This is a genomic window from Paenibacillus sp. 7523-1 (assembly GCF_002276415.1).
Taxonomy (GTDB): Bacteria; Bacillota; Bacilli; order Paenibacillales; family Paenibacillaceae; genus Paenibacillus; species Paenibacillus illinoisensis_A.
Map to the genome: position 1 here is coordinate 119,105 of NZ_NPBR01000028.1, position 14,359 is coordinate 133,463.

Below are 14,359 nucleotides of genomic sequence, written 5' to 3' on the forward strand. Positions count from 1 at the left end.
GACAATCTCCTTTAGTCGATAAAGTGATCAAATCCATAGATGAGTCCTGTATATTCCATAACCTTCTGTACACCGATTTTTACACCGGGCATGTAACCTGCACGTTCGTATGAATCATGACGAATTTTGAGCGTTTGGCCAAAATCGCCAAATACCACTTCCTGCTGTGCAAATACGCCTGGTAAACGAACACTGTGAATCCGGAATCCGTTATAATAACCTCCGCGGGAGCCATCAATGGTTTCCTCTTCATTAGGGTTGCCCTGACGGATTTCCTCACGGTTGGCTGCAATCAGCTCAGCCGTTTTAATTGCTGTTCCTGAAGGCGCATCCAGTTTTTGATCCCCATGATACTCAATGATTTCAACGTTAGGCATATGTTTGGCCGCTTGTGCCGCGAATCTCATCATCAAAATGGCACCAATGGAGAAGTTCGGGGCAATCAGACCACCGATCCCTTTGTCCTGACACTGCTTGTCCAGTTGTTCTATCTGCTCCGTCGTGAAGCCGGTAACTCCCATGACGGGTCTGACTCCATAACGGATCGCAAGTTCTGTATGAGCGAAAGCATATTGAGGTATTGTAAAATCAACCATGACCTGCGGTTTCGTCTCTGCAAAAGCCATTTCGATATCATCGGTTACTAGCACTCCGCATTCCGGAAGGCCGACCAGGGTTCCGGCATCAATACCTGCGCCGGAGCGGTTAACCGCGGCAGCAAGCTCCAGTTCCGGGTCTTGAAGAACCAGCTTCACCACTTCCCGGCCCATTCGGCCAGCCGCTCCGATTACGGCAACTCTTATTACTTCACTCATCTTGGCTGCATCTCCTCACTGTATGTTGGTTCAGTCACTATAAAATTCATTTCGTCAGCTTTCGCTTCAGATGAAATGAATTTCTTATTGAATAGAATTCTTACGCTGCTTGATTTGTTGGTCCATTTGATGCAATTGTGCGTTCTGCGGATCCAGCGATATCGCATCACGAACAGCCTTGATTGCACGATCAAATTCATTCAAATCGCTATAGGCCAGTGCAAGCATCACATGCGCTTCGACAGACAGCGGATCAAGCTTAACCGCTTCTTTCAGCAGAGCAGCAGCCGAAACATAACGTTCGTGTGTGCCGTTGCCAGCCTGTTCCAGCAAAATCTTCGCCTGTGTACATAGCTGTTTGGCTTCCAATGTCTGCAGATGCAGAACATATTCTTCTGTGCCACCGGACAGCTCAGCTGCCTTACGGGCATGTTCCAGTGCCGGACCAATGTGCTGGCTGCGGGCATGTGTAATGGAACAACGGTAGTGAAGCTCCGCATGTTCCGGGTAAGCAAGAATAGCCGATTCAAACCAACGGATCGCTTGCTCAAAATCATTTTGCAAAATACAGCGGTAAGCCTGCTGCATATAATCTTCCGGCTTCATCATCCAAGCTGTCCCTCCCCAATCGGGTGATGGTACAGCATATGTAATCTACGCCTAATCGGTGTTTTTTGGAGTCCACCGATTTGCATCGCGTGTATTAAATTTATGCATGACTTTGTCGTGTGCCTGCGCCAGGTCAATCCCAAGCGAGTTGGCAAAACAAATCGTGATAAACAAAATATCCCCAAGCTCCAGCTCAATGGAATTGTCTGCTTCAGAAGCCTTCTTCGGCTTTTCACCGAACTCGTGATTGACTTCCCGAGCTAGTTCTCCCACCTCTTCCGACATACGCGCCAGCATGGCCAGCGGACTGAAGTAGCCTTCTTTGAACTGGGAAATGTAGAGGTCAACCTCGCGCTGCATTTCTGCGATGCTTTTCTCCATGAGAACGGATTCTCCTTTTGAAATTGTGTCGTATTTGTTCCTAATATATCAGTTATTTAGTTTGACTTCCACCATCCTGAGGCACAAATCATTTTTAAAGAATCAATAAATAGGTATACTAAGATGGCAAGTATTGCTTCATCATTAATTTACATATGGAGAGGGATCTAATGAGCACTGCCAAAACCTGGATTCAAATTAAACTGATTCTCCCTATTCTGCTAGGTACTGCATTGTATGCTTTTGGACTGTTGTACTTCATTATCCCTAACCAACTAATGGAGGGCGGCGTCACCGGGGTTACCGTACTGCTCAATTATGCGTTTGGCCTCTCTCCCTCTCTGACGACCCTTGTTATCAACGTCCCGTTATTTCTGATCGGGCTCAAGATATTGGGCGGCAGGCAGATGGTTTATACAGGGGTGGGCATTGGTGCCCTTACAGCGTTTCTGTGGTTGTTTGAGAAAATGATTCACTCTGGATGGATTGAGCCACTGCACACGGAGAATGATCTCCTGCTGGCGGCCCTTTATGCAGGTGTCACTCTCGGGGCTGGTCTGGGTATCGTATTCCGCTCAGGCGGTACGACCGGTGGTTCAGATATCATTGCACGTATTCTCAATCGAAAATATGGATGGAGCATGGGCCGAATTTTGCTTGGTATCGATTTTATTATTATCGGCATTTCACTAATCTACATTCCAAAAGAAAAAATACTCTATACGCTGGTTGCCGTCTTTATCGCCTCAAAGGTCATTGACTTCATTCAGGAAGGGGCTTATTCCGCTCGGGCATTCATGATCATTAGTGACCATGCTCCCGAAATTGCTGATCTGATTACCCGGGAAATGGACCGCGGTGTAACTCTGATTCCTGCCATCGGTGCCTACTCCAAACAAGCCAAGCATGTTGCTTACTGCGTTATTTCACGTCAGGAATTCAGGCGACTGCAAATCATTGTCAGATCTGTTGATCCCCGAGCCTTTGTTATCATCAGCGATGTTCATGACGTCCATGGAGAAGGCTTCAAGGAATCCTGAAAACCAACTGAAATATATGCAAAAAAACCTCTATTCCAAGGACAATCCAGTTGGCTTCCTTGCGGTATAGAGGTTCTTTGGTTTGAAGCTGATGATCAGCGCCGGAATGGAAATATGCCTTGCTGCTGTGCACGATACTTACGATATCCTGCATACGTTAGTGCCGCCACAATCACGGATGTGATGAATAATCCTGCCGCTCTCCGGTTCGGTCCCTGAACAAATGGAACAAAGGCACTCTCATCCTTCTCGCGACCAAACAATTGATTGACCAGTTCTTCGCCTTGGGATATCATGCTTTGCAGCTGAGTGATATCTGGCTGTTTAGCTCCAGTCAGCCCTTTGGTATGGGATAACCAGGCGTCCAGCTGAGCGATCTCATAGGGTTCACGACGAATCATCGCTGCCGGTCGAATGGTTTCATAGTGTTCCTCAAGCAAAGCATATCGGCTCGTGAGTGCTGCTGCTTTCTCATGCTGACTCACAGCAGTGGATATGGCCTGAAGGTCGTCTTTTACAATTTTATAATATTGGAGCCATAAGGGTTTGGATGGATTCGCAAGACTATCAGCAGCGAGCCGCAGCTTGGCAGAAGCCTGCTGAAGACCGGTGTCATCACTTTTGACGCGTACGGCTGCTTGTTTTACTTCAACAATCGTTTCGGATAAGGCATGAATGCCTTCGACCGTTGTCTGACCTTCAAACGAGATATGCTCCAGCCGTTCGCTAATCCGCATAATACCGTTTCTGACTTCTTCGATATTATGATCCAAGGCATTCCTGTAGAGCGATGTCGCTTCCTGATTAAGCTGCTGAATGGAACTGTTGACAAGGGCTTGTTGATTCGCTGCCCCTTCGTTCCCTTCACTTTGTGCAGATACACTGTATGACAAGTTCGTCCAAAATAACAGCGCCATGAACGATACTACCCATAATCCGGTTTTGTTCCAGAACATTCTCTTCATGGACATCCCCCCCATACCAATGTATGGCAGGGCGCGACCACTTAGAACAAGCTTGCAAAATCAGGCTCGTTTCGCCTGTCTTAATGCCAGCCACGCGCACAGAATGCTAACCAGGGTAAGCCCGAAAGTGAAATTGCGCACACCATCCAGATGCTGATAGAGAGCACTAGGCAGCCAAGGGAAAATATCATATGTATAGTCCATCGTATCGTTCAATAACGTCCATAGACTGGCAATCAGCAGCGCCAACCATCTGAAACCAAAGAACCTGACATAAATCAACGCTTCAATGGCCATGGCACTGTGTGAGGCGATCAGCATCCAGTCCTGCCAATGCGGCGAACCACCCTGCATCCAACCCACAAAAATAATCGAAACGGCCCAGACCCCATATTTCACCGACGTAACCACAGCGAGAGCTTGAATAACATGTCCGATTCGGTTGAGCACCACAGACTTAGGTTTATATAGAACCCATAAAAGACCAAGGGTAAAAAACAAACTCGCTGTAGGACTGTCCGGAACAAATACAACCTGCCATAGGGGCTGTTCCGCCAGTGTTAATTTCAGCTGATCTCCGTACCATATGTACCCGTACACGGTACCTACTGCATTACACCAAAACAGAAGCCACAGAAAATACCGATTGGTCAGAAATTCCCGGCTCCAGAAAAAAGATAAAGACACGTTCGCTGCCCCTTCCTTCTTATACTTCCTATTGTCTTTATGAAGCGTTAATTTGGTTAAACATTCAAAAAAACCTGACCGCAACAACAGTCAGGTTTTTGGCTTAATTTGATTTTACTGTTCTGCCTTCTGTTTCGCAAGCCATTCCGCCAGGTGATTGATATCGTCGTCTGTCAGACCTTGGGCGATGGCTTGATCATACATGGCCGGCATGCCGTTATATCCCTCTTTAATAATGGTCAAGATCTCTTCCTGGCTATGTTTGTCACCAATACCACGAAGCGAAGGTCCACTAGCTCCCTTCATATCTGCAGCATGACATGCCACACATCCTGCCTTTTTGAACGTTTCCATTGCAGGATCATCCTTCTCAACGATGGCCACTTCTTCCTTTTGGCCTGGTGCATTGGAAGTCGGCAGACCTTGTTCATGCTTCTCGTGTGCCTCTTCCTCACGCTGAATGTGTTCAGGCTTCTGGCCTGTTGCTTCAAGCTCGTGCTTGTAGTGAGTCCAAGCCACATTCGTGAGATAAAATACAGAGAGGATTGACAGAACCATGAGTGATGATGCAATTGGACGTCTGTAAAATCGTCGTTCCTTGCCTGTATCCAAGAACGGGGCAAGCAGCAACGCTCCAAATGCAACCCCGCTGACACCCAGAACACCGAGCAGGACATAATCGCCTGACGCGTATGGATATTTCAGATATTGGTACAGAAAAAGGAAATACCAGTCCGGCATCGGAATAACGGATGCACTTGGATTAGCCGGATAACCAAGCGGCGCAGGTTCAGAGATGGTCAGTACCAGGATACCCACCAGCACCACAACACCAACCATCCATTCCTTCAGCAGAAAGTTAGGTATAAATGCTTCTGATTTGCCTGGATACGCTGTATAGTCCGGTGGAGTAATAAAACCTGCCCCTTTTCGGACGCGTGAATCACCGACAAAGATAATCTTCTCCTGATCATCAGGCTTGTGTCCGTGAGCCATTGCGATTCCTCCCTTCTCAAGTTATAGTGGTCCCGAAATGCCCTGTCTGCGGATCATGATGAAGTGTCCGACCAGAAGCACCAGAAGCACAGCGGGAAGGAAGAAGACGTGCAGGGCAAAGAATCGTGTTAGCGTCTGTGCACCTACAATGGTTCCACCTTGAAGGAATTCTTTAATAATAGGTCCGAGCCATGGGACGGTATTGGCAATTTCCAGGGTAACTTTGGTTGCAAAATAGGCTTTGTTATCCCATGGCAGCAGGTACCCGGTCAATCCAAGACCCAGCATGACGAAAAAGATCAACATGCCGACAACCCAGTTCATCTCACGGGGCGCTTTATAAGAGCCTGTAAAGAATACACGCATCGTATGTAAAAACATCATTACGATTACCAGACTGGCTCCCCAGTGGTGCATGCCGCGCACAATTTGGCCAAAAGCTACCTTGGTCTGCAGATACTCGACACTGGCATAAGCATTGATAATATCAGGTACGTAATACATCGTAAGAAACATTCCTGAGAGAATCTGAATTACGGTGATAAAGAACGTCAAGCCACCAAAGCAGTAGACGAATGCGGAAAAGTGGTGAGCCGGGTTTACGTGCTCTGGAACTTCATGATCCGCAACGTCCCTCCAGATTGGCGTGATATCGAGACGCTCGTCAATCCAGTCATAGACATTTTTAAACATCTGCGTTCACGCCTCCTATTTCACTCGGGTGTTCGGAACAATCTCGCCCAGGTATACCCAGCCCTGTTCCTCCTTGACCACATATTCATCCAGCGGTTTCGGGGCTACGGCAAGATTTTTTCCTTCCTTGTCATAGTGCGCGCCATGGCAGGGGCAATGATACTCATCAGGATAATTTTTGTCACTGTTCCAGCCGACTGTACAACCCAAATGTTTACAGATCGGTGAAAGCGCATAAATTTTACCCTGCTCATCCTTACGAATCCATGCCACAAGCGAAGCATTACTCAGGTACCAACCATCTTGCTGCTGCAGTTCAAATGTGAATTCTTGAGGTTCGTTCGTGATTTTGCTGATCTCAGCTACTTTGACAGAAGTGCCTTCTCCCTTGTGCTGCAAAATTGGGTCCACCGCAAAACGGACCATGGGAAGAATCGCACCGGCGGCCATATAGGCTGTAGCTCCACCAAGCGTGTACGTTAAAAACTGCCTGCGTGACATCTCCATCCGGCTTGGTGGTTTGTTCGAGGCTTCGTGCTGGTCATGCTCACTGCTCATACTGTCTCCACCCCCCTTTTTCAGCCAACTCTCTCATACGTTTTCATTATCAGAAATTCCACGACTTACTAGAACATACATAATCATATAGTAGCCCTAGAACACCGTCAAGAATTTGTCACACATTTTTAAGGTTCAATTGTAAGCGTTATTAAAAAAGTGTTGATAAATTGTCACATTTCCAGTCAGATGTTAATTCTTCCACATCTCGCGTATTTTTTCCCCGACATACCCTGCTATTTTTGCTTCATCTATTTCCTCAACCATTTGAGAACGATTAAAAACCAGATCTGCAGAAGAAATTTTGTCTTTGTCCAATAAACCATCTGATGTCATTATCACCACATATCTGAATCCTGAGCGCTTCAGCTGCTCACATATGGTGTTTAATGCCATTGACATTTCCGGAAAAGCGAAATGGAACGCTGGATATGTCATGACCCTCCCTTTAAATGGGACCTCAATCAGATCCAGAAAATCTCTAAGCCTCTCTAGTGCTTCCGTGGCTTCAGCCGGCGAATGATTTCCCGTAAGACCGGTGAATGGAATAAGGCATGTATCCAGATAGAGTTGCAGTTCAGCCCAGCTGTCTTGAGTCATCTCACTGAATTTCAATTCCCTATTTCCCCTCTCTATCCATTTTATTCCCATATTATATATGAGCAAACGATGTAAATCTATAGAGTTATTCGTAAATCTCTCCCAAAAAACACAAAAGGAAATGCGTAATCACGCATTTCCTTCTTATATGGTTGGATCATCAGTTAATCAGTTTATGGTTTTCAGTTCATCCGTCAGACTCCGGAAAGCTACTTCGTCTCCGGTAGCCAACGCCTTGTCGATTTCCATATACAGCTTCTCGCTACGCTGTTTACGAAGCGCTTCGTCCCACACCATCTCAGCAGCCAGCCCCAACATGACTTCATACGTAACTTTCATTTTATCCAATAGGATGCACCTCCAAAACGGATTTAAGAGCTCCTATATTCCTTACCTTTGGCAACATAACCAAGTGAAGTCCTCGACATCCGCTCAAGGTCGGCATCCGTCAATTCACGGATCACTTTGGCTGGTGTTCCCAGAGCTAGGGTATAGGGCGGAATTTTAGTATTTTCAGTTACAACAGAACCGGCCCCAATCAGTGTGTACTCACCAATATCGGCTCCATTGAGAAGGATGGCTCCCATACCGATCAGCGAGCCTGTTCCGATGTGACAACCATGAATAATCGCGGCATGTCCCACTGAAACGTCATCTCCCAGAATCAAAGGTTGATTCGTATTCACATGTCCAACAGCATTGTCCTGAATGTTACAACGTTGTCCGATCCAAATTGGCGCCAGATCGGCCCGTAATACGGCATTGAACCAGACCGTTGAATCTGCACCTAACTTCAGGTCACCTATAAGTTTGGCACCTTCAGCTACATACACCGAAGAATGAAGCTGCGGTTGTTGACCCTTGAATGGGATTATCATTTCAGTATCACTCCTTAATTTGGGAGTGATTTTAGCAACTTGTCCCCTAAATGTCAAACACAAGAGGAGTCGTGTCACCAGACAGCGATCGGCAGGTTGCAGCAAGCCGTAAGCCCCATGCTGTCATTTGCACGGTACTCTCACCCTCCTGCTCTCCGATGCGAAGCATTCCCAGATGCAGCATCATTTTGACAACTCTCGTTTCATAGATCGTCTCCGGTGTGTCGTAATAAAACGGCTGGATTAACGGGCCAATTTGTCGGAACAAGGACTCTGCAGTGGACCAACCAGGCGCACATTCTCCTGTCCAATACACAATGGAGGACAAGTTTGGAATAGCACCTTTATAAAGTCTTAACCAAAACCGAAATAGCTGTATCATCTCGGCTGTATTCTCTGCACCCAGTTTTTCCTCGCCGGCTGCAGTCAATTTCAGCAGCCCCTGTTCTTCCCGAACAAGCCGGTGGTGGAAAGAATAGTCATATAGCAATGCAAACCGGTCAGGGTAATCCTTGAAGGAACGACCGTAGCCAAACCTCCATCCCGCTTTTCCAACCAATGATTCACTGACATGAAGATGGTCCATCACCTGCTGCTGAGAACGACGGTACATCATTCCTTCTGCGTTCAAAGTAATTTCATGCTGCTGCACAAATTGCAGGAACAACTTCAGATCGTCTACCAGCAGATGGTATTCATCTCGATACATCGGTGGTTCATTTGTCGTTTTAATACCTGCCTTCAGGTGAGCGGATAACACATCCCGGAACCTCATTTTCAGATCCTGGGGTACCTGGTAAAGGTACTTCGTATGCTGTGTTGTTCCATTGAATAACCATCCACTCTTGGTGAACCGAACTATAAGATCTCGCGGACTGGCACCGGACTCGCTTTCTTTTTTGTCCATCGATTGACGGGCAATGGCGACAAGCTCCTCCATGCCAAAGTATTGCCGAGGATCAAATAGCAGGTTGTTCAGGAAACGCAGATGGGCCACATTAAGTTCGCTGACCTGTTGCTCAAAAAACCGTCTACTGCCCAACGTTGTGAGAATACTCTGGATGAGTTCATGTTTGGAATTGGGTTTACACTCACACTGGTAATAGTCTGCTATTCGATTAAGCTGGCCGATATCGGCAAAAGTTAGCATATCCGCTAGATTCATGGGTCCATCGCCTCGCCGTTAACTACTATTTGGCTACTGATTCGGGGCCGGAGTAGTTTGGTTTTGTAAACATGTTTGACGGAATTCCCATGATCTAAACCTCATTTACCAAATCTTTTATCTTTTTATTCATCCTATGCCCGAACTTGTCTGCTCAGAAGAAAAATGAGAGGCACAGAATGATACCAAACGACAGTTTCGCTGTTTCAAAACAAAAAAAACAACCTGAGTCCAATTACTCAGATTGTTTAGCCGCATCCAATGATAGATGTCGTGTGCAATTATATAACAAGGGACTCCAGTCATCCTGTTCTTTTTCCAGGATCGTAAGTGACAGGTTGCCAATTCGTTCCGTATAGCGGTCTTTGAACAAGGCAGACAACAGGTTTGCGAGAAAAGCGCCATGAGTTACAATCAAAACATTTTTGTCCTGATATGCAGCCCACAAATCTTCTAGAAACGCTAAAGCGCGAGTCTGTATATCAATAATCTGCTCCTGCCCCAGATCCAGCGTCTCCCAATCCATTCCCCAGCGGGTGATTCGTTCATCCGAGGTCAAACCCTCGATCTGACCGAAACCTCTTTCTTTCAAACGCGCATCTGGCTCAAGCATAGGCACGTCTAGCAATCCAGAGATAATCTCTCCTGTCTCCTGGGCTCGCGATAAACCACTGGTAATGATATAGTCCCATTGATAATCCTCTGTCAACAGACGGTGTCCCAGACGTTCTGCCTGCTGACGCCCTTCTGCATTCAATGGTATGTCTGTCTGCCCTTGGATACGCCCTGCAGCGTTCCAATCGGTAAGACCGTGACGAATAAGCCCAATTCGCATCTCATCCCTCATTTCTCTATACGGCGAACGCCTGGTTAACTACGCACGCGCACCTTGTTTACGTTTGTTCGTCGTTCGATGCATCCGCCCCAGCGAAAACAAAGCCATGCCAATGGCGAGTAGTGACAAGGCCATCCAGTATCCCGGATACGCAGGTCCCATACTTACGACAAAGGGTTCAATAATGCTTCCTCTGTCGGCCCCTGGCATGTCGTACTGATACATACCTGAAGCAGTCAGATCGCTTCCAGCAACAGCTGTTTCGAGTATCCCCGTAGAAACGACACTTTGCTGTTCAGCTTCTGATACCCCAGACTTAAACATCGCCATGTATAAGAAACTGCATAAAAAAATGGCCAGAAACGCAGCAATCCACAACGTCATATGCTTGCGGATCGCAGCTGAGAATCGATTCACTTTTGCCTCTTCAGGCAAAAGCCACGGGGACTCCGCATAAATGCGGTCCATTACGTTGCGATTGACTCTCTCTGCCTGCTGCTCTGTCACTGGTTCCGGTATGTTGTGCAGCAGTACTTGGGCTTCTTCCCAAACTTCAAACTGCTGCGAGCACTCCTCACAACCATCCAGATGTGCATGAAAAGCAAGCCGCTGCGGATGATTTGCCGGCAAGTCCCAGATCAGTGCAAACAAGTCCTGGGCTTCATTGCAATTCATCTGTTCTTCATCCCTTCATATGGCTCGTACACCGGTTCGAAGAAATAAGGTTCCAATTGAGTTTTTACGCTAGATCTTGCTCTGAACAATAACGATTTTACAGAACTGACGCTCTGCCCAAGAATATTCGCAATCTCCTGGTAGTCTAGTTGATCATATTCACGGAGTATGATGGCAGAACGCTGCTTCTCCGGTAAGTTGTTAATGGCATCTCTAACCAGCATGACCCGCTCACTGCGCAGTACAGCATGCTCTGGGGCGTTCTCGGAAGGAGCAATGGGTACAATCCCGCTCTCTTCTAGAGGAACACTGCCACTGCGCTGTTTGCGCAGCTCACTCAGCACCGTATTTCTCGCAATGGTATATAACCACGTCGAGAATGAGGCATCCACCTCGCGGAATGAGTGTAAACTGCGGAACGCCTTATAGAAAGTCTCAGAACAGAGATCTTCCGCAAGCAGCTCCATATTGGAACTTTTCAACATATGATATACGAAAGCCAGTATTTTACGCTGATAACGACGCATCAGCTCGGAATATAACTCCAGGTTACCTTCCTTGATCTCTCGAATCAACTGGGAATCCGTCATTTGAGTGCGACCCCTCCTCGCCCATCCATGTGCTTCTCCCCGTTCGACTCTATCCATGTATTACCGAACAGGCACAAAAAAGTTGCGGTTCTCACCGCATAAAACAGCGTAAAGCCATATCAGGCCTCTACGCCAAATTCCCCTATGTAATGGCAATTTCCCCAACGTTTCTACATTAACAGTATTTATTGTACAACGGTCAGCAGCCTCCTGGCAAATTCTTTACGATTTACAAAAGCCCGACCTGTCATTCTTATGCCTCTTATTTCACGAGTATGACTACATAAGAACCCAACTGGCAAAATTGCACATTGCACACTCATTAGACGCAAAGAGATCCAAAAAGGTTGCAAAATTTTTACCTTTTTATTTCAGATCCTTTTTTGGAGGGTTTTATTTCCTGAATTTACGTAAGTTATAATTTGATTTAACAATTTTTTATAAAGTGTTGACAAAATGAAAACGTATACATATAATAAAAGTACAGTATGGTTTCTCTCCACTCCTATCCAATAACTGTATTGCTCCACGTGAGCAATGGCCGCTTATGTAAGCGGTCTTTTTTTTGCCCTTCTTTAAGGACGTATCATAACAACTGTTTATCAATACACAAAAAAAGGAGGGCTCTCGCCCTCTTTTTTCTATTCTCATACCCAGACCTGATATCCCAGGGAATCCAATAAAGACTTCGCACGTTCCATATCCTCTTCCTGACGGAATGACAAACGCATGATGCCTGGCACATCGACCCGGTTCTCGATAATCTCCAGGTTGCTCAAGTTGATATCATGTGTCCCAAGCTCTGTTGCGATCTTACCAATCATCCCTGGTGCATCCTGAACGTCTGTATACAAGTCAAACAGCGGCGAGATCATGCCTTTACGCCGTTCTGGCAATACGCTGCGGAATTCACGTGCCTGACGGAATGCTTCTTCGATTCCTGGGCCATTCTCGTTTTCCAGCATATCCGTAAAAGCAGACATCTGGCTGTTCCAGTCCTTCAATAGACCAAGGAGTACTTCACGATTGCTCAGCAGGATATCACGCCATACAATCGCATCACTGGATGCAATACGTGTGATATCACGGAACCCGCCTGCCGCCAACATTTTATACAGGGGATTTGATTCATTATATTCACGTACCTGATTCACGAGCGCTACCGCGATGACATGTGGTAAATGACTGATAGCTCCCACAATATCATCATGTAATAATGGCTCAACTCTGACGATCTGTGCCCGCGTATACGCTAGTAGCTCGGATAGTCTGGCATATGCCTCTTCAGGAACATGTGCAGACGGAGTCAGAACATAATACGCGTTCTCGAAAAGTACGGCCGACGCCGCATCAACACCAGCACGCTCAGATCCGGCCATCGGATGACCGCCAATGAAGTAGGCATCGGTCATGCGTACATGCTCAGCACAAGCCGCAATTGAAGCTTTGGTGCTGCCAACATCCGTGATGATGCATCCCTTTTTCAAGGGCAGCTTCGCCAATTGTTGAAAATATGATTCAAGCAAACCTACCGGAACGCACAAAAAAATAAAGTCGGCATCCTGCACCGCTTCTTCCAGAGAGAGTGTAGCATCGTCCACTACACCACTCGCTATGTACTTTTCTTTCAATTCAGGTAGATGTGCATAGCCCATTACAGTTACTCCCGGCTTGCCTTTGAAGCAAAGCGCGAGAGATCCTCCAATGAGCCCCACACCAATCATTGCAATTTTTAATTTCATGAGACCTCACTCTTTCATCGCCGGTTTTAGTGGCTTGTTGTCGCCTTCTCAGCCAGCGTGTTCTCCAATGCCGTCACAAAAGCACGGTTCTGTTCTGGTTTGCCTACAGACACACGGATGTATGTTGGATAGACTTGGAATCCAGGGCGGACAATGATCCCTTGTTTGAGCAAGGATTGGAACACATCTTTAGATGGCATATCCAAATCGACCAAGATGAAGTTTCCTTGCGACGCGAAGAACGGCAATCCAAGACGGGTAAACTCGTTTTGCAGATAATCACGTTCAGATGCATTCTGCTTCGCACATTCCTGAACAAATGGTTGGTCCAAAAGTGCAGCCGTTGCTGCCACCTGGCCAAAACGCGACGTGTTGAATGGTTCACGTACACGGTTAATCAGGTCGATGACCTCCGGACGTGCAATGCCATATCCAATTCGTAGTGAAGCAAGGCCATAGATTTTGGAGAATGTCCGTAAAATGACCAGGTTCGGATAACGATCCAGCATGGAAATGGTTTGTGGATAAGCCGCATCCGTTACAAACTCATAATAGGCCTCATCCACCACAACCATGACATGAGCAGGTACCCGATCCATAAATGCTACAAGTTCCTGTTCAGAGATAATTGTCCCTGTAGGGTTATTCGGATTACATACCCAGATGACTTTGGTTTTATCACTAATTTCCGCCAGCATGGAGGACAGGTCATGCGTTCCATCTTGAAGCGGAACTTCAATTGTCACTGCGCCCTCAATGTCTGCATTGCTTTTGTACACGGAGAACGTCTGATCCGCCATGATTGTCTCATCGCCGGGAAGGAAGAAAGCACGGGTAATTAATGCAATAATCTCGTCTGATCCGCAGCCAAAAATAATGTTGTTTCGTTCCACGCCCAAATGCTTTGCCAGCACTCCTGTCAGCTCAACGGCGCTGCCGTCAGGATACAGACTAACATGGGCCAGCTCTTTCGTAATGGCTTCCAGTACGGCAGGAGAGCTGCCATATGGATTTTCGTTGGAGGCCAGCTTGATCACTTGCTCAAGCCCCAGTTCACGTTTCACTTCTTCAATCGGTTTGCCCGGTTGGTACACAGGCAGATTGACAATCTGGGATTTCGGTTTCAACCC

Annotated in this window: 18 protein-coding genes; 1 reads left to right on the plus strand and 17 read right to left on the minus strand. The window is 46.8% G+C overall.

What is annotated here, in order from left to right:
• Window positions 1-11: 11 nt before the first annotated feature.
• From dapB to CHH60_RS26375, 3 genes are all read right to left on the minus strand, one after another.
• Complete coding sequence (gene dapB / locus CHH60_RS26365) at window positions 12-815, minus strand: 4-hydroxy-tetrahydrodipicolinate reductase (protein ID WP_095361908.1); 804 nt, start codon at window positions 813-815, stop codon at window positions 12-14.
• Between the two features lie 84 nt (window positions 816-899).
• Complete coding sequence (locus CHH60_RS26370) at window positions 900-1,424, minus strand: tetratricopeptide repeat protein (RefSeq protein WP_095361909.1); 525 nt, start codon at window positions 1,422-1,424, stop codon at window positions 900-902.
• A 51-nt stretch (window positions 1,425-1,475) separates the two neighbouring features.
• Window positions 1,476-1,805: a nucleotide pyrophosphohydrolase gene (locus CHH60_RS26375; protein ID WP_056696770.1), complete on the minus strand. Its 330-nt coding sequence runs from the start codon at window positions 1,803-1,805 to the stop codon at window positions 1,476-1,478.
• Window positions 1,806-1,975: 170 nt separating this feature from the next.
• On the opposite strand from CHH60_RS26375, the gene CHH60_RS26380 reads away from it, so the two are divergent.
• On the plus strand, window positions 1,976-2,845 hold the full coding sequence (locus CHH60_RS26380; protein ID WP_095361910.1) for a YitT family protein: 870 nt from the start codon (window positions 1,976-1,978) through the stop codon (window positions 2,843-2,845).
• Window positions 2,846-2,940: 95 nt separating this feature from the next.
• Here the strand turns inward: CHH60_RS26380 and CHH60_RS26385 are convergent, their stop codons facing one another.
• From CHH60_RS26385 to hisC, 14 genes are all read right to left on the minus strand, one after another.
• Window positions 2,941-3,810, minus strand: a complete 870-nt coding sequence (locus CHH60_RS26385; protein WP_176476218.1) for a sporulation protein YpjB — start codon at window positions 3,808-3,810, stop codon at window positions 2,941-2,943.
• A 60-nt stretch (window positions 3,811-3,870) separates the two neighbouring features.
• A complete protein-coding gene (locus CHH60_RS26390; protein WP_095361912.1) occupies window positions 3,871-4,497 on the minus strand; it encodes a DUF1405 domain-containing protein in 627 nt (208 codons plus the stop codon).
• Window positions 4,498-4,611: 114 nt separating this feature from the next.
• Window positions 4,612-5,493 carry a menaquinol-cytochrome c reductase cytochrome b/c subunit gene (locus CHH60_RS26395; protein WP_095361913.1) on the minus strand — a complete coding sequence of 294 codons (882 nt, stop codon included), beginning with the start codon at window positions 5,491-5,493 and terminating at the stop codon, window positions 4,612-4,614.
• A 21-nt stretch (window positions 5,494-5,514) separates the two neighbouring features.
• Entirely contained in the window at window positions 5,515-6,186 is a 672-nt protein-coding gene (qcrB, locus tag CHH60_RS26400; RefSeq protein WP_017687726.1) for a menaquinol-cytochrome c reductase cytochrome b subunit, read from the minus strand.
• 15 nt (window positions 6,187-6,201) lie between these two features.
• Window positions 6,202-6,744, minus strand: coding sequence for a ubiquinol-cytochrome c reductase iron-sulfur subunit (locus CHH60_RS26405; RefSeq protein ID WP_095361914.1), 543 nt, complete (start codon window positions 6,742-6,744; stop codon window positions 6,202-6,204).
• Window positions 6,745-6,936: 192 nt separating this feature from the next.
• Entirely contained in the window at window positions 6,937-7,359 is a 423-nt protein-coding gene (locus CHH60_RS26410; protein WP_095361955.1) for a DUF2487 family protein, read from the minus strand.
• Window positions 7,360-7,512: 153 nt separating this feature from the next.
• Complete coding sequence (locus CHH60_RS26415; RefSeq protein WP_095292837.1) at window positions 7,513-7,692, minus strand: IDEAL domain-containing protein; 180 nt, start codon at window positions 7,690-7,692, stop codon at window positions 7,513-7,515.
• A gap of 23 nt (window positions 7,693-7,715) precedes the next feature.
• The gene (locus tag CHH60_RS26420) at window positions 7,716-8,222 is read right to left on the minus strand and encodes a gamma carbonic anhydrase family protein (protein ID WP_095361915.1); all 507 of its coding nucleotides are present in this window, start codon (window positions 8,220-8,222) and stop codon (window positions 7,716-7,718) included.
• Window positions 8,223-8,268: 46 nt separating this feature from the next.
• Entirely contained in the window at window positions 8,269-9,387 is a 1,119-nt protein-coding gene (locus tag CHH60_RS26425) for a hypothetical protein (RefSeq protein WP_095361916.1), read from the minus strand.
• Window positions 9,388-9,622: 235 nt separating this feature from the next.
• Window positions 9,623-10,222, minus strand: a complete 600-nt coding sequence (locus CHH60_RS26430) for a histidine phosphatase family protein (protein ID WP_095361917.1) — start codon at window positions 10,220-10,222, stop codon at window positions 9,623-9,625.
• A 39-nt stretch (window positions 10,223-10,261) separates the two neighbouring features.
• A complete protein-coding gene (locus tag CHH60_RS26435; RefSeq protein ID WP_095361918.1) occupies window positions 10,262-10,897 on the minus strand; it encodes an anti-sigma factor family protein in 636 nt (211 codons plus the stop codon).
• A complete protein-coding gene (locus CHH60_RS26440) occupies window positions 10,894-11,487 on the minus strand; it encodes an RNA polymerase sigma factor (RefSeq protein ID WP_095361919.1) in 594 nt (197 codons plus the stop codon). The genes CHH60_RS26435 and CHH60_RS26440 overlap by 4 nt, the downstream gene beginning before the upstream one ends.
• Before the next feature lie 647 nt (window positions 11,488-12,134).
• Complete coding sequence (locus tag CHH60_RS26445; RefSeq protein ID WP_095361920.1) at window positions 12,135-13,229, minus strand: prephenate dehydrogenase; 1,095 nt, start codon at window positions 13,227-13,229, stop codon at window positions 12,135-12,137.
• Window positions 13,230-13,255: 26 nt separating this feature from the next.
• Window positions 13,256-14,356 (minus strand): histidinol-phosphate transaminase, encoded by a 1,101-nt coding sequence (gene hisC, locus CHH60_RS26450; RefSeq protein WP_095361921.1) that lies wholly within the window; start codon window positions 14,354-14,356, stop codon window positions 13,256-13,258.
• Between the last annotated feature and the right edge of the window lie 3 nt (window positions 14,357-14,359).